The following is a 14,604-nucleotide window of genomic DNA, read 5'->3' as shown; positions in this document are numbered from 1 at the left end:
CCCGCTACCCGACGACCTCCGCACCGCTCTGCTCAAAATCCGCGCCTGTGATGCGCACTAATTTGAGCCAAGTCGGGAGTACGAAGTGATCGCATGATCGACGATGTACGCGGCATCGCTCCGTGAGAGTGTGCCGCCCTTCGCTATCGCGTTGGTGGCCCCTGCGACGTTCCCACCGTCCACACCGAGCGTGGAACAGATCGCGTTCCCGCGCGCATCTCATCCGCGGCGGCAGGCAAAGCCAACGCCTGCTCCCGTTCGGAGAGGTTCGAGGGAGCGCCTGCCAGGGCATCCCTCCCGGCGGGTGTCAGCGCGAAAAACTTCTTCCGGCCTTGGTCGCCCGAAATCAGCTGGACCCATCCTTTGTCGATAAAGGCGCCAAGTGCGCGCGACAGCTCGTCACGGCGCGCCGTCGTCCCATCGTCCAGCTCCGCGGTGAGAAGGTCCGACGGCGACAGGCATTCATAGCGCGTTAGCGCATCGGATAGCAGCCGCGCCACCTTTTCCTTGCGAGTGTGGTGTGCGCCGCGGGAGCGTTGCTCGGCTATCGATTCCAGCCGTCGGTCCAGGACTTCCGACAACGCCCACATCGCGCCGGCCAGATACGCCGGACCATCCCCACCCCGAAGATGCTTGGACGGTGGGTTGCCTTCGCCGGCCCCCATGCGCTCCCGCAACGCGCCGAGTGCGCTTTGGGTGGCACGGATGTCCGCCTCGCCACCGCTGATCGCAATCCGTCCGATGTCGCTCACCAGGCCGATCGCGGCCCTTAGGTCTGGCTGCGGCGCCGATTTCACGCGTTCGCCCAGGCTATCGAGGAGGCCAGCCAGCTGATCGGTGGAGAAGTTTCCCATACACCCAGGGTACGATGCTGACAACAGTTGTCAACTGTTGTATCACGGCACGGCGTAGCCATTGAGCTGGCGGGCACCGTAGTCGAACGTCCACAGATTCCTCCGGGGGTAAGTCGACGTCGCGGTCGAAGCGGAGCGCGCCGCCTCAGTCGGGCCTCCGACCGCGTATGGGCCACCGAAGACAGCTTCCCAGCGCAGGTCCGGCGGTGACGCGATACCCAAGGCCTTGCTCTCCCAGCGGGCCGGGCCGGTCGCCATGACCACGAACGCCTGGCTGCGAGTGCATAGCGACGTGGCAATGCTGACCATGGCTGCGGTCCTGGGGCTAAGCGAGGGCACGAACAGCAGGTTCACACCCAGGGTCGCAAGCTGGTCAATGATGTCGGTGGCCATCCCGTCGAAGCAGATGATCGTCGCGATCGTCCATTGGTCTGTGAGTAGCAGTCGCACATCGGAGCTTCGTCGGACGCGCTCGGTGAAGCCGGTAATCTGAGCCGGATGGATCTTGCGGGACACATTGATAGTGCGTGACTTACCGTTCGCGCTGATGATCATTACGGCGTCGTTGATGATGTATCCGCCCGAGTCCGTACCCGAGGAAACGCCAGACACCACCAGTCGGGGAGTTTTCCCTATCGATGGCAATGTGTTTTCGACGAGCTTCTGTGACGCCGAGGCGAGGCCGTACTCGGGTAGTACGAGGATTTCGGCTTTCGCCTTTCCTGATGTGTCGATCATGTCGTGCACGAGGCGCGCCTGCGGTTCGTGATTTTTCGGCCCGTGGTTGGCGTAGGTAGATGGGGGTGTGTGATCCAGCTGGACATCGAACTCGTCGAGGTCCGCGTTGGGCTGGCCGACCGCGGCGATGAGTTCGCCGCTGCCGCCCAGTTCACTCAGGATGTCCCAATACCGAAAATCGAGGACAAAGCGATATCCGGTGAAGGCGCTTGTCGCCACCTGCAGGCGCCCCGTGTAAAGCAGGAGCCTAGTTGGCAGTTTGCTCCTACGCGTGCTCGGCAGGTGGTCCCCCAGCCATCGACCCGGATCGGGTTCACGGATCGGATAGACGGTTCCGACTTCGATGACCAGTTCGTCCTCGCCCTTGAACCAAGGCATGAACGTATGGCCGGTGAGACCGTCGATCGCCTCGGCCAATCCGAGCGCAGTCGCGGCCACGTTCATCGCTTCATCGAACGGCGCGTGGGCAAGTTCCTTGAGCGCGACGGATCGAAGGACCTCTCGCTCCTGCTTCGTCGCGAATGACAGCTTGCCCTCCTCGGGCGCGTTGGTCGCGAACGCGTTCAATGCCTCTCGTGCTGCACCGGATGTCCGAAGGATCCTGGCGTCGGGCTCGTTGGGGTCCAAGCCCGTCCAACTCGAAGCAGCTGGCATGTTTTCCGCAACGAAGCGCAAAAGGTCAGTGACAATACGCAACCACGCCGCATCGAGATCGCCCAAGTCGACGATTCTGTCGAGGAGCCTCGTGAAGGCCGGCATCGGAGGGCCGGGCATACCGGTCTCGCGCGCGCCTGGCGTGCCCTCCATGCCTTTAACTTATGCGCAAGAGTTCGCGGTGTTAACTGCGATTTCGGGTCGCCTGGGTGGCTGTGGTTACCTTCGGGCGCAGCTGCAAATTTTGTCAGTACGGCTTAGGCCCGCGACGCATCGCCTATCGCGGCAGCGCGGCCTCGATCGCGCTGACCACCTCGGGAGCGTCGGGCTCGGTGCGCGGGCGAAACCGGTTGACCACCTCACCGCCGGGCGCGATCAGGAATTTCTCGAAGTTCCACTGAATGTCACCCGCCTGGCCCTCGGCATCGGCGACCTTGGTCAGCTCGGCGTACAGCGGGTGGCGGTCGGCGCCGTTGACGTCGGTCTTCGCCAGCAGCGGAAACGTCACCCCGTAGGTCGTCGAGCAGAACTGCTGGATCTCTTCGGCCGTGCCCGGCTCCTGGCCCATGAACTGGTTGCACGGGACGCCGACTACCGTCAGGCCGCGATCGCGATAGTCCTTGGCGAGCTTCTCCAGCGCCGTGTACTGCGGGGTTAGCCCGCATTTCGAGGCGACGTTGACGACCAGCGTTGCGCCGCCGGACAATTCGGCCAGCGTGGTCGGCTTGCCATCGAGGGTGGTCAGGGGGATGTCGTTGAGGGTCACGCCGATGACGCTAACACTGCCGCCACGCATTTACGGCGGCAAGCCGAATCGTTACGGCGCTTTCCGCAAATCGCCGAGCGAGTTCTTGACCCCGCCGTCCACGCGGATCTGGATGGCCGCCACGGCCGCCATCACCGCAGCGGTCACGAGGTGCACCACCGCGTCGGTGGTGTTGTTGGGGAAGGTGAACACCACGGCGACCTGGTGTGAGAAAAAGGCCCAAATGCCCGGCAGCGCACCGGCTATCGCGGCGAAGAACAGGTACAGCACCGCCCACGACTTGCGGATCGCGAACACCAGGCCCGGGGCGAACAGCGCCAGGCCGGCGACCGCGTGCCAGCCGTTGTAGTCCATCCCGAAAAGTTGGACGGTCGGCGCGTCGGGGCCGGTCGCGAAGCTGGGGTTGACGATGAGGCCTGCCACCGCCTGGACGACGTGAAACGCACAGATGATCAGCAGCCCGATCTGGGCGAAACTCCATCTCACATTGCACCTCCTTGTGCACGGTGGGATGGCTGAATACTACGCGTCGTAGTAGCGCACTGCAAAGCCGTTCTGCCGCTGAGGGACTCCCGTGGACCGGCGATCGCGCTCAGGTCAACCCGTTGTTTCCGGGTACGCCGAACAGCAGACCTCCGGTGCCCCCGGCACCCGGGCCCCCCGGAGTCCCTGCGGTCCCGCCGTTGCCGCCGTTGCCGCCGTTGCCGACCAACACGGCATTGCCGCCCCCCCCGCCGGTACCTCCGACTCCGGCATTGCCCGCGGTGCCGCCGGTGCCGCCGTCACCACCGTCGCCGATCATCCCGGCTGCCCCGCCCGAGCCGCCCGGACCACCGAGCACGACGCTTGCGCCGCCGTCCCCGCCGAGCCCGCCGTTGCCCCAAAGTAGGCCGCCGGTGCCCCCAGCCACGCCGGTGCCACCGGTGGTGGCGCCGAACCCGCCGGCACCGGCGGCGCCACCGTTACCGATAAACATGCCGGCGTTGCCGCCTGCCCCGCCGTTCCCGCCGACTCCGGCGTTGCTGGGCCCGCCCATGCCGCCGGCGCCGCCGTTGCCGAAGAACCCGCCGACGCTTCCGCCGGCATTGCCGGGTCCGCCGGCGGTGTTGCCGGATCCACCGCTCCCGCCATTGCCGGGGGTGCCGTAGAGGAAGCCTGAGTTGCCGCCGATCCCGCCGTCCCCTCCGGCGAATTGGGCGCCTTGCCCGCCGTTGCCGCCTTGCCCGCCGTTGCCGCCGAACATGCCGCCGGCCCCGCCGGCCCCCGCGTCCCCGGCGTCGCCGCCACCGCTGCCGCCGGCGCCTCCCGCGCCGCCGTTGCCAAACATGCCGCCGGAGCCACCGTTGCCACCGTTCCCGGCCATGACGGTCGCGATAATGCTGTCGGAGTGCCCGCCGGCGCCGCCGATGCCGCCGGTGCCGAACAACCCGGCGATCCCACCATTGCCGCCGGCCCCGCCGGCGGTGACGCCCTGTCCGCCGGCGCCGCCGGCCCCGCCGTGGCCGAAGAACCCTCCGGCCCCGCCGTTGCCCCCGTTTTGGCCCGCCGCAACGGCGCTGATGGCCCCGGACCCGCCGTTCCCGCCGTTACCGAGCAACCACCCGCCGGGTGCGCCGTTTTGGCCGGTTCCCGGAGCCCCGTTGGTGCCGTTGCCGACGAGCGGGCGCGCGGTCAGCGCCAGGAACGGCGCATTGATCACGTTGAGCAGGTCCTGGCCGACCGTCTGCGCGGGATTGGCCACGATTGCTGCGGCGTTGGCGGCCTCGGCGCCGGCATACGAGCTCGCGCCCGCACTCAACGCCTGCACAAACTGCTGATGAAACGACGCGGCCTGCGCGCTGAGCACCTGAAAGCCCTGACCATGGGCGGAGAACACCTCCGCGATCGCCGCCGAGATCTCATCCTCGGCCGCGGCCATGATCCCCGTCGTCGGGGCCGTTGCGGCCGCGGTGGCCGCGTGAAGCGTCGAGCCGATGCCGGCCAAATCCGTTGCCGCCGCCGTCACCATTTCCGGCACCGCGATGAGAAACGACATCTCACACCCCCGACATGGGACCTACAGGGATTCACGATTCTCAATTAGTCATACGCGCTTTGGGGCACCGATGTGCGGGGTTTTTGCGAGAATTTTGACGCGGAATCCGACGACGGCGGGAACGCGACGGCCTCGGCGGCGACCGCCGGGGGCGTGCACTCCGAGAGGCATTGTGCGACAACGCAATTCATGGCACACGGCGGCCAGACGCCAAGGACAATTCGATCTGCGCCGGTAACGTCGGTGCCTCAGCTGGGGCCCAGCTTTCGTCGTGGGCCTAAATCACTCCGGGGTCATCGACGCGATGTAATACGTTTCGTGCCCGGTGGGGTATCCGCCGCCGTCGGTGGCGATGTGGACGTGGTCGTAGTGGTTGAGGGTTTCGTTGCCGTAGTTGGCCGTCCAACTCGGCGCCCCGACACCCGGATAGATCTTCTGCCGCCAGATCACGTGGTTGACCCCCCAACGCTTCGCGTTTGCCAAGGCATAGCCGGCAATCTGGTTGCCCAGCGCAATGCCCTCGGGGGAACCGTGATTCGGGATCATCACGTCGATGGCCAACCCGTTGGGGTGCCACGGCAACGGATCCTGCCGGTACCCGTAGATGGTGGTGACCTCCGGAAAAAGCACCTCGATGGCGCGGGCCGCCCAGATGGTCTTGACCTGCAGGTGGTCCTCCGGTGCGATGCCGGCGGGCAACGGGAACTGGAATTGCTGGGCCGGGGCGGCGTTGGGCGCGTTGGCCGCCAGCGCGTCCACCTCCTCGGGACTGGCGGTCTGCGGCGCCGGTCCGGGCGGCGGCGTCTGCGGCACCCCCGCCGCGACAGGCGCTGGCGCCGCGGGGGTTTCGGCGCAGCAGGGAGGTTTGGTGCCTTCGGCGTGTGGGGGCCGGGTGCCCTGGGCGTAGATGAGCCCGGCCGATACCACGAGCGAGGCGGCCAATGCCAGCCAGCGGCTCCTGCCGATGGCTAACACCCCTTTAACCACGACAGCAGCTTAATGCCGCGCGGGACGCCCGTGGCAATCAATGGGCAACTTTCAATGCGCCGGCACCTATCCCGCCGACGACTTGTACTGCGGGCAATACGCGGCCGCCGACGCCCCCAGGAAGAAGCCGGCCTGTCTGGCCGAGAGGTTCGCGTCCTTGATCAGCTTCATCACCAGCAGGGGTCGCGTCGTGCCCTGGTCGAAAAGCGCGCACATGTTGCGGGCGGTCTGGATCGCGGCGTTGGGGTCGGGCACCGGGATGTTCTGGCCCGCAATGGCCGCGAGGAACGCGTCGTCGGTGGAGTCCGCGACGGCCGGCGCCGCGAAGAGCGGCGCGACGACGCAAAGCAGGGCCGCGACCAAGCTCCACCGCGGCCGAAAGCCTACGTTCGCATGCATCGGCAAGAGCTCACATCATCGGGGGGAAGGGCACCAGCCAGTTCAGCGAATCGTCGGTGTTGCCCTTGTATTGCGGGCAGTAGGCGGCCACCGAAACGCCGACGAAGTAGCCGGCCTGTCTCGGCGACAGGTCGGTGTCCTTCACGATCCGCATCGCCAACGCGGTCGACGGCTGGCCGTTGTCCAGTCCGGTGCACACCTTGCGCGCCATCGACAGCGCGGTGTCGGGATTGGAAATCGTGATCCCATTCTTCGCCAGCGCCGCGAGGAACGCGTCGTCGGTGGGATCCGCGGCCGCCGGTGCCGCGCCCAGCAGCGCGGCCGCGGACAACAGGACGGCCCCGAACGCCGACCACCTCGCGGCACCTACCGCCGTCCGGGTCATGGCCACCCCCTAGCGCGGGTGAATCGGCGACAGTCAAGAGCGACTGGTTGAACGTTATCCCAAATCTCGGTCTTCGTCCGCTGCGGCGTCGCCGGCCCGCCCGCAAGGATTCCGCAAGAACTTCGCTACCGGGCGGCAAGCCGCGCGGAGCAATGTCTGTGCTGCCGGTCACCACTCGCCGCCCTCGCGCCCCGAATTTGGGACCGGTAGCAGCGCCGACGGTGTCGGCTTGCGCACAACCGCAGACGGCCACAGAGAGGAGACGCCCCCGTGAGCACCGCCGTCTTGACCGCGCCGACCCCGCGCATTGCGAGCCTCGCCCCCGTGGGTCAGCGCCCCGCCGCCACGCCCCGGTGGCAGGGCCTCTACGCGCTGAAGCCGTGGTACACCCGCCGGCTGACCCCAATCGTCGACGTCGCCGTGGTGCGCGGCATCTCCCCGGACCTGTTCACCGCAGGCGGCGTGCTGGCGGCGGGTGCCGCGGGCGCGGCCGTCGCACTGGGCTGGTGGCCGCTGGCGGCCCTGTTTTTGGCGCTGCGGTTGGCCGGGGCCAACCTCGACGGCGCGGTCGCCCGCGCCCGCGCCGTGAGCCGGCCGTGGGGCTTCGTCGTCAACGAGATCGGCGACCGCGCCTCGGATCTGCTGACCTTCGCCGGCCTGGCGGTGTGGGCGGCGCGCCAGCGCGGACCCGGGCTGCACTGGCAGTCCTGGCCGGTGATCATGGTGCTGGTGGCCGCGCTGGCCGCGACGCTGCCCACGTTCGCGTCGCTGGCCGCGGCGGCGGCCGGCGCGACGCGGCGCAACGGCGGCCCGCTCGGCAAGACCGAACGTTGCCTGTTCGTCGTGGCGGCCACCGCCTTCCCGGTCATCCTGCCGGTGGTCGCGACGCAGCTGGTGAACGGATCGCTGATCACCGCCGCGCTGCGGCTCCGCGCGGCGCGTCGCGAGCTGGCGTCATGACCGCGCCGCGGATCGCCAGCCTGCTGCGGAACGCGCTGTGGCGCGCGGTGTGCGGGGTGTCGGGCGGGCTGACCGTGACGGGTCGGTGGGGCGTGTCGGGCGGCTGCGTCGTGGTGGCCAACCACTGCTCGCACGCCGACACCGCGGTGCTGCTGGCCGCGCTGCCGGCCGGCGCCCGGCCGGTGTTCGCCGCCGCGGCCGACTACTGGTTCGACGTCCCGGTGCGGCGTTTCGTGGCCTCCTCGCTGATCGGCGTGCTGCCGGTCCGGCGGTCCGGCGCCGACACCTACGCCCAGCTGCTGGCCGCCGCCCGCCCGGCGCTCGAGGCCGGGCGCACCGTCGTCGTCTACCCCGAGGGCACCCGCTCGACGGACGGCACGGTGGGGGAATTCCGTTCCGGCGCGCTGCGATTGGCGCGTGACTGCGGCGTACCGGTCGTTCCGGTCGCACTGCTGGGCACCGCCGACGTGCTGCCCAAGGGCGCCGGCTTCATCTCGCCCGCGCCGATGCGGGTCCACATCGGCGAGCCCGTCGACCCCGACGGCGCCTCGGCGGCCCAGCTGCGGCAGCAGGTCGTCGCCCTGCGCGACGGCGAGCGGCCCCGGCCCCGCGAGCTGGCGCTCGCGGCGTGAGCTCAGCCGAGCAGGTAGGCCAGCGGCAGGACCAGCAATAGCGAGTCGATCCGGTCGAGCAGCCCGCCGAAGCCGGGCAGCCACGCCCCGGCGTCCTTGACCTGGGCCTGCCGCTTGACCATCGATTCGACGAGGTCACCGAGCACGCCGCCGAACGCCACCGCGACCAGCAGCCCGACCGTGACCGTGCCCAGCAGCGTCAGCACCAGGAAGGCCCCCACCACCGCGCCGACCAACCCGCCGACCGTCTTGTTCGGGCTCAACGGGGACAGCGGCCGCCGGGCCCAACCGAAGCGGCGCAACCCTTTTCCGCCGCACCACGCCGCGACGTCGGTGGCCGCGGCCGCGAAGCACACCAAATACGCGTCCGACCAGAGCATCACCAGGTGCGCCAACGACCAGCAGATCCACACCGAACCGAACGCCGTGAACGTCGTGCGCCGGCCGCCGTGCTCGACGTCGCCGCTGAACACCGAGGGCAGCGCGCAGGCCAGCACGATGATCGGCGCGAGGCGCAGCAGCGGCGGGTGCAGCCACGCCGCGAGCGGATACAGCACGGCCAGCGCCAGCAGCAGGTAGGTGTCGACCTTGCCCAGTTTCACCAGCCGCGCGTACTCGAACACCGCGACCACGGCCAGGGCGGCGGCCAGCGTCGCGGTGGTGCCGCGGCCGATCCAAATGGGGATGCCGACGACCGGGGCGATCATCACCCAGGTGGTCCACCGCTGGATCAGCTCGCGCCGGCGCGACGCGAGCACGACGACGCCGGCGATCAGAAGGATCACCACGGTCACCCACATGAAGAACACCGACCGCGCGTGCAGGTGCACGTGCAGCGGGCCCAGGTCGAAGTTGAGCGGCAACCGCCGATCCAGGTGCAGGATCCGCAGGTAGTAGTCGACGAGCATCAGCGCGGCGTCCCGTCCACTCGGCCTCCCAGCAAACTGTGGTCCAGAAAACGATATGCCGTGTTGCCCTATCCAGTAAACGAAATCCGCGCAGCCGGCGCGGCCGCGGGGCGGCGGCCGGAACGGGCCCCGGTAGGGTCGAAGAGATGTGTGGAGTCACCGGTGAGGTTCGACTCGACGACCGTGTACCCGACGTGGCGGCAGTGTCTGCGATGGCCGCGGTGATGGCACGCAGGGGACCGGACGCGGCGGGCGCCTGGTCGCAGGGCCGCGTCGCGCTCGGTCATCGTCGCCTCAAAATCATCGACCTGACCGAAGCCGGCGCCCAGCCGATGTTCGACGCCGAACTGGGCCTGTCGATCGCGTGGAACGGCTGCATCTACAACTACAAGGAGCTGCGGCGCGAGCTCGCCGGGCGCGGCTACCGGTTCTTCTCGCACAGCGACACCGAGGTCCTGCTCAAGGCCTACCACCGCTGGGGCGACGACTTCGTGAGCCACCTGCAGGGGATGTTCGCCTTCGCCATCGCCGAGCGCGACAGCGGCCGCGTGCTGCTCGGCCGCGACCGGCTCGGCATCAAGCCGATGTATTTGACCGAGAACGGCCACCGCATCCGGTTCGCGTCCAGCCTTCCGGCGCTGTTGGTCGGCGGCGGGGTCGACACCCGCATCGACCCGGTCGCACTGCACCACTACATGACGTTCCACTCCGTCGTGCCCGCGCCGCTGACCATCCTGCGCGGCGTGCGCAAGATCCCGCCCGGGTCCCTGGTCGCCCTCGAGCCCGACGGCCGCCGCGTCGACACCACCTACTGGACACCCGACTTCACCAGGCGCAGCGAGCATTCCGACTGGAGCGAGCGCGACTGGGAGGACGCGGTGCTGTCCGCACTGCGGGTCGCGGTGGAACGCCGGCTCGTCGCCGACGTCCCGGTCGGCTGCCTGCTGTCCGGCGGGGTGGACTCCAGCCTGATCGTCGGGCTCCTCGCCGAGGCCGGCCAGCACGGCCTTTCGACGTTCTCCATCGGCTTCGAGTCGGCCGGCGGCGTCGAGGGCGACGAGTTCCGCTGGTCGGACATCATCGCCGAACGCTTCGGCACCGACCACCACCAGATCCGCATCGGGACCGACCGGATGCTGCCCGCGCTGGACGGCGCGATCGGCGCGATGAGCGAGCCGATGGTCAGCCACGACTGCGTCGCCTTCTACCTGCTCAGCCAGGAAGTGTCGCGCCACGTCAAGGTCGTGCAGTCGGGTCAGGGCGCCGACGAGGTGTTCGCCGGCTACCACTGGTACCCGCCGATGGGCGCGCCCGCGGCCGCGACGCTTGCCGGCGCGGTCGCCCAATACCGCGGCGCCTTCTTCGACCGCGACGCCGCGGGGGTCCGAACCATCGTGGCCCCGGCCTACCTCGCCGAGGGCGACCCCGCCGAGCAGTTTGTCACCGAGCACTTCGCGCGGGCGGGCGCCGAGACCGGCGTCGACCGCGCACTCCGGCTCGACACGACCGTAATGCTGGTCGACGACCCGGTAAAGCGGGTAGACAACATGACTATGGCGTGGGGTTTGGAGGGCCGGGTCCCCTTCCTGGACCACGAGCTGGTCGAGCTGGCGGCCACCTGCCCGCCCGGGCTGAAGACCGCGCACGACGGTAAGGGCGTGCTCAAACAGGCTGCGCGACGGGTGATTCCCTCGGAGGTCATCGATCGCCCCAAGGGCTACTTCCCGGTTCCCGCGCTCACCCACCTCGAGGGGCCCTACCTCGATCTGGTCCGCGACGCGCTCTACGCGCCCATCGCCAAGGAGCGGGGGCTGTTCAACGCCGACGCCGTCGACGCCCTGCTGGCCGACCCCAACGGCCGGCTGACCCCGCTGCGCGGCAACGAACTCTGGCAGATCGCGCTGCTGGAGCTGTGGCTGCAGCGTCACGGCGTGACCGGGCAGGCCGCATGACCGTCATGGACCATCCTTCGGAGGACCACACCGAGGCCATCACGCTGGGTCTGCACGACGCCTCACCACCGGAGCTGGTCGAAGCGATGGCCAAGGACGTCGAGCTCGAATTGGGTTGGGGCCGACTGATTTTCGGCCAGACATTCGCCGACGCCCATGAGCTGGTCGAGGCGCTGCGCCGGGAGGAGCCGGGCCGGCGTGACATATGCATCTATGCCCGCGAATCCCACGTCGTGGTCGCCGAGGCGCCGACCGAGCTGTTCATCGACCCCAGCCACACCTACCGGCTGCGCTTCACCGATTCCCTGACGCCCGAAGCCTTTTCGCCGGCGGCGCACGGCGTGACCGTGCGCACCCTCAACGACCCGATCGACGCCGACGCGATGAACCGCGTCTATGTGCGCTGCGGCATGGTCCCGGCCGGTGTCGACGTGATCTGGAACAACCACCTCAACGTCCCGGCGGTGACCTACCTGCTGGCGGTGCGCGACACCGACGGCGCCGTCGTGGGCACCGTAACCGGCGTCGACCACGAGTTGCTGTTCTCCGATCCCGAGCAGGGGTCGAGCCTGTGGACCCTCGCCGTCGACCCGGGGGCCGGACTCCCAGGGATCGGTGCCGCCCTCACCCGGGCACTGGCCGAGCAGTTCCGCGACGCGGGCCGCGCCTACATGGACCTGTCGGTGGCGCACGACAACGCCGCCGCCATCGGCCTGTACGAAAAGTTGGGCTTCCGCCGCGTGCCGGTGCTGGCGATCAAACGAAAGAACGCGATCAACGAGCCGCTGTTCAGCCCGCCGCCGGAGACGATCGACGACCTCAACCCCTACGCGCGGATCATCGCCGACGAAGCCTTGCGCCGCGGCATCTGGGTCGAGGTTCTCGACGCCGAGACGGGCGAGATGCGCCTGTCCCACGGCGGCCGGAGCGTGATCACGCGCGAGTCGCTGTCGGAATACACCTCGGCGGTTGCGATGTGCCGCTGCGACGACAAGCGCCTGACGCGACGCCTGGTGTCGGAGGCGGGCATCAAGGTGCCCCGCGCCCGGCTGGCCACCTTCGACGACGGCGACTACAACTTCCTGACCGAGGTCGGCGAGGTCGTCGTCAAACCCACCCGCGGGGAGCAGGGCAAGGGCATCACCGTCGGCGTGACCGCCGACAACGGCCCCGACGACCTCGGCGCCGCGCTGGCGCGAGCGCGCAAGGAATACCCGGATGTGCTGATCGAGCAGCGGGTGCAGGGCGACGACCTGCGGCTGGTGGTCATCGACGGTCGCGTCGTGGCCGCCGCGTTGCGGATGCCGCCGGAGATCATCGGCACCGGGGAGCACACCGTGCGGGACCTGATCGCCGCGGAGAGCCGGCGGCGCTCCGCGGCCACCGGCGGTGAGTCCAAGATCCCGATCGACGACCTCACCGAGGCGACGGTCGCCGAGGCGGGCTGGACGCTGGATGACGTGCTGCCCCAGGGGACCCGGCTGCGTGTGCGCCGCACCGCCAACCTGCACCAGGGCGGCACCATCCACGACGTCACCGCCATCGTCAACCAGGAGCTGTGCCGGGTCGCGGTGACCGCGGCCGAGGCGATCGGCATCCCCGTCACGGGCATCGACCTGCTGGTGCCCGACGTCACCGGCGCCGAGTATGTCTTCATCGAGGCCAACGAACGGCCCGGGCTGGCCAACCACGAACCACAGCCCACCGCAGCGGCTTTCATCGACTACCTGTTCCCCGGTCATCCGGGCCAGCCGCTGGCCTGGACTCCCGAGGAGGCGCGCTAGATGGGCGAGGGCGTGCAAACCGGCACCATCAGCACCCAGGTGCCGGCGCGCCTGGACCGGTTGCCCTGGTCGAAGTTTCACTGGCGGGTCGTCGTCGGTCTGGGCGGCGTCTGGATCCTCGACGGGCTCGAGGTCACCATGGTCGGCAACGTGTCGTCGCGCCTCACCGAGAAGGGCAGCGGCATCGCGCTCGACGCCGCGCAGATCGGGACGGCGGCGGCGTTCTACATCGCCGGGGCGTGCCTGGGCGCGTTGTTCTTCGGGCATCTGACCGACCGCTTCGGCCGGCGCAACCTGTTCATCCTGACCCTCGCGGTGTACCTGGCCGCCACCGTCGCAACGGCATTCGCCTTCGCGCCGTGGTATTTCTTCATCGCGCGGTTCCTCACCGGTTCGGGGATCGGCGGCGAATACGCCGCGATCAACTCCGCGATCGACGAGTTGATCCCCGCGCGGTTGCGCGGCCGGGTGGACCTGGTGATCAACGGGACCTACTGGCTGGGTTCGGCCGCGGGAGCCGCCGGTGCCCTGGTGCTCCTGGACACGTCGAATTTCCCGGCGAACATCGGTTGGCGGCTCGCGTTCGGCATCGGCGCCATCTTCGGCATCTTCGTCCTGCTGGTGCGGCGCAACGTCCCCGAAAGCCCCCGCTGGTTGTTCATTCACGGGCGCGCGCAGGAAGCCGAGCGGATCGTCGGCGACATCGAGGCCGAGGTGCGGCGCGACACCGGCGAATCCCTGGCCGAGCCCGACGGCCGGCCACTCAAAGTCCGCCAGCGCGAGACGATTTCGTTCCGCGAGATCGCCAGGGTGGCGTTCACGCTGTACCCGCGCCGCGCGGTCCTTGGCCTTTCGCTGTTCATCGGGCAGGCGTTCCTCTACAACGGCGTCACGTTCAACCTGGGGACGCTGCTCAGCGGCTTCTACGGGGTCCCATCCGGTACGGTGCCGCTGTTCTTCATCCTGTGGGCGTTGAGCAACTTCGTCGGCCCGCTGGCGCTCGGGCACCTGTTCGACACCGTCGGCCGCAAACCCATGATCGCCACGACGTACATCGGCTCGGCCGTCGTCGCCGTCGTCCTCGCGGTGTTGTTCGTGACCGAGACGGGCGGCGCCTGGACGTTCATCGCCGTGTTGGCGGTGGCCTTCTTCCTGGCGTCGGCGGGCGCGAGCGCGGCGTATCTGACGGTCAGCGAGATCTTCCCGATGGAGACGCGGGCCCTGGCCATCGCGTTCTTCTACGCGGTGGGCACCGCGATCGGCGGCATCACCGGCCCGCTGCTGTTCGGGCAGTTGATCAATTCCGGAGAGCGCGGCCAGGTGGTCTGGTCGTTCCTGATCGGGGCGGCGGTGATGGCCGCGGCGGGGCTGGTCGAATTGTGGCTCGGCGTCGCGGCGGAGCGGCGCCCGCTGGAGGAGTTGGCGTTGCCCTTGACGGTGGCCGACGCCGAGCGCGCGGACCAACCCGAATAGTCCGGCCGGCGGAGCCGGCGCAAGAATTCCGCAAGGACTTCACCAACGTCCGGCAAGCACCGTGCGCCAACCTTTCT

Annotated in this window: 14 protein-coding genes; 5 read left to right on the top strand and 9 right to left on the bottom strand. The window is 69.0% G+C overall.

What is annotated here, in order from left to right; all coding sequences use genetic code 11:
* Positions 1-143: 143 nt before the first annotated feature.
* The 8 genes from BST11_RS22645 to BST11_RS22610 all read right to left on the bottom strand — a co-directional run bounded on the left by BST11_RS22645 (position 144) and on the right by BST11_RS22610 (position 6,818).
* Positions 144-854: a hypothetical protein gene (locus tag BST11_RS22645; RefSeq protein ID WP_083140345.1), complete on the bottom strand. Its 711-nt coding sequence runs from the start codon at positions 852-854 to the stop codon at positions 144-146.
* A gap of 42 nt (positions 855-896) precedes the next feature.
* Positions 897-2,399 carry a carbon-nitrogen hydrolase family protein gene (locus BST11_RS22640; RefSeq protein ID WP_142276500.1) on the bottom strand — a complete coding sequence of 501 codons (1,503 nt, stop codon included), beginning with the start codon at positions 2,397-2,399 and terminating at the stop codon, positions 897-899.
* 124 nt (positions 2,400-2,523) lie between these two features.
* A complete protein-coding gene (locus BST11_RS22635) occupies positions 2,524-3,012 on the bottom strand; it encodes a glutathione peroxidase (protein WP_083140341.1) in 489 nt (162 codons plus the stop codon).
* 51 nt (positions 3,013-3,063) lie between these two features.
* Positions 3,064-3,498, bottom strand: a complete 435-nt coding sequence (locus tag BST11_RS22630) for a DUF4383 domain-containing protein (protein WP_083140339.1) — start codon at positions 3,496-3,498, stop codon at positions 3,064-3,066.
* Between the two features lie 106 nt (positions 3,499-3,604).
* Positions 3,605-5,047 (bottom strand): PE family protein, encoded by a 1,443-nt coding sequence (locus BST11_RS22625; protein WP_083140337.1) that lies wholly within the window; start codon positions 5,045-5,047, stop codon positions 3,605-3,607.
* Positions 5,048-5,329: 282 nt separating this feature from the next.
* Positions 5,330-6,034 carry a VldE C-terminal domain-containing protein gene (locus BST11_RS22620; RefSeq protein ID WP_211284762.1) on the bottom strand — a complete coding sequence of 235 codons (705 nt, stop codon included), beginning with the start codon at positions 6,032-6,034 and terminating at the stop codon, positions 5,330-5,332.
* 66 nt (positions 6,035-6,100) lie between these two features.
* Positions 6,101-6,433 carry a DUF732 domain-containing protein gene (locus BST11_RS22615; protein ID WP_083140334.1) on the bottom strand — a complete coding sequence of 111 codons (333 nt, stop codon included), beginning with the start codon at positions 6,431-6,433 and terminating at the stop codon, positions 6,101-6,103.
* Between the two features lie 10 nt (positions 6,434-6,443).
* On the bottom strand, positions 6,444-6,818 hold the full coding sequence (locus BST11_RS22610; protein WP_083140332.1) for a DUF732 domain-containing protein: 375 nt from the start codon (positions 6,816-6,818) through the stop codon (positions 6,444-6,446).
* 270 nt (positions 6,819-7,088) lie between these two features.
* Between BST11_RS22610 and BST11_RS22605 the strand changes: the two genes are divergently transcribed.
* Both BST11_RS22605 and BST11_RS22600 read left to right on the top strand, forming a co-directional pair.
* The gene (locus tag BST11_RS22605) at positions 7,089-7,778 is read left to right on the top strand and encodes a CDP-alcohol phosphatidyltransferase family protein (protein ID WP_244897751.1); all 690 of its coding nucleotides are present in this window, start codon (positions 7,089-7,091) and stop codon (positions 7,776-7,778) included.
* Positions 7,775-8,410, top strand: a complete 636-nt coding sequence (locus BST11_RS22600) for a lysophospholipid acyltransferase family protein (protein WP_083140330.1) — start codon at positions 7,775-7,777, stop codon at positions 8,408-8,410. The genes BST11_RS22605 and BST11_RS22600 overlap by 4 nt, the downstream gene beginning before the upstream one ends.
* A gap of 2 nt (positions 8,411-8,412) precedes the next feature.
* Here the strand turns inward: BST11_RS22600 and BST11_RS22595 are convergent, their stop codons facing one another.
* Positions 8,413-9,318 (bottom strand): phosphatidate cytidylyltransferase, encoded by a 906-nt coding sequence (locus BST11_RS22595; RefSeq protein WP_083140328.1) that lies wholly within the window; start codon positions 9,316-9,318, stop codon positions 8,413-8,415.
* A 146-nt stretch (positions 9,319-9,464) separates the two neighbouring features.
* Between BST11_RS22595 and BST11_RS22590 the strand changes: the two genes are divergently transcribed.
* Genes BST11_RS22590 through BST11_RS22580 form a run of 3 tightly spaced genes read left to right on the top strand, consistent with a single transcriptional unit; the run spans position 9,465 to position 14,527 of the window.
* Entirely contained in the window at positions 9,465-11,270 is a 1,806-nt protein-coding gene (locus BST11_RS22590; RefSeq protein WP_083140326.1) for an N-acetylglutaminylglutamine amidotransferase, read from the top strand.
* Positions 11,267-13,054, top strand: a complete 1,788-nt coding sequence (gene ngg, locus BST11_RS22585; protein ID WP_083140324.1) for an N-acetylglutaminylglutamine synthetase — start codon at positions 11,267-11,269, stop codon at positions 13,052-13,054. The genes BST11_RS22590 and ngg overlap by 4 nt, the downstream gene beginning before the upstream one ends.
* Positions 13,055-14,527: an MFS transporter gene (locus tag BST11_RS22580; RefSeq protein WP_083140322.1), complete on the top strand. Its 1,473-nt coding sequence runs from the start codon at positions 13,055-13,057 to the stop codon at positions 14,525-14,527.
* Positions 14,528-14,604 lie beyond the last annotated feature (77 nt).

This window comes from Mycobacterium alsense, from assembly GCF_002086635.1.
GTDB classification, from domain to species: Bacteria; Actinomycetota; Actinomycetes; order Mycobacteriales; family Mycobacteriaceae; genus Mycobacterium; species Mycobacterium alsense.
The sequence above is the reverse complement of the archived record's forward strand: the minus strand, read 5'-3'. Positions and strand labels throughout refer to the sequence as shown.

What these genes read in the sequence shown, in the direction of transcription:
- BST11_RS22600 (WP_083140330.1), top strand. Translation starts at nt 7,775, where the DNA reads ATGACCGCGCCGCGGATCGCCAGCCTGCTGCGGAACGCGCTGTGGCGC.
- BST11_RS22625 (WP_083140337.1), bottom strand. Translation starts at nt 5,047, where the DNA reads ATGTCGTTTCTCATCGCGGTGCCGGAAATGGTGACGGCGGCGGCAACG.
- BST11_RS22580 (WP_083140322.1), top strand. Translation starts at nt 13,055, where the DNA reads ATGGGCGAGGGCGTGCAAACCGGCACCATCAGCACCCAGGTGCCGGCG.
- BST11_RS22645 (WP_083140345.1), bottom strand. Translation starts at nt 854, where the DNA reads ATGGGAAACTTCTCCACCGATCAGCTGGCTGGCCTCCTCGATAGCCTG.
- BST11_RS22590 (WP_083140326.1), top strand. Translation starts at nt 9,465, where the DNA reads ATGTGTGGAGTCACCGGTGAGGTTCGACTCGACGACCGTGTACCCGAC.
- BST11_RS22595 (WP_083140328.1), bottom strand. Translation starts at nt 9,318, where the DNA reads ATGCTCGTCGACTACTACCTGCGGATCCTGCACCTGGATCGGCGGTTG.
- BST11_RS22610 (WP_083140332.1), bottom strand. Translation starts at nt 6,818, where the DNA reads ATGACCCGGACGGCGGTAGGTGCCGCGAGGTGGTCGGCGTTCGGGGCC.
- BST11_RS22615 (WP_083140334.1), bottom strand. Translation starts at nt 6,433, where the DNA reads ATGCATGCGAACGTAGGCTTTCGGCCGCGGTGGAGCTTGGTCGCGGCC.
- ngg (WP_083140324.1), top strand. Translation starts at nt 11,267, where the DNA reads ATGACCGTCATGGACCATCCTTCGGAGGACCACACCGAGGCCATCACG.
- BST11_RS22640 (WP_142276500.1), bottom strand. Translation starts at nt 2,399, where the DNA reads ATGGAGGGCACGCCAGGCGCGCGCGAGACCGGTATGCCCGGCCCTCCG.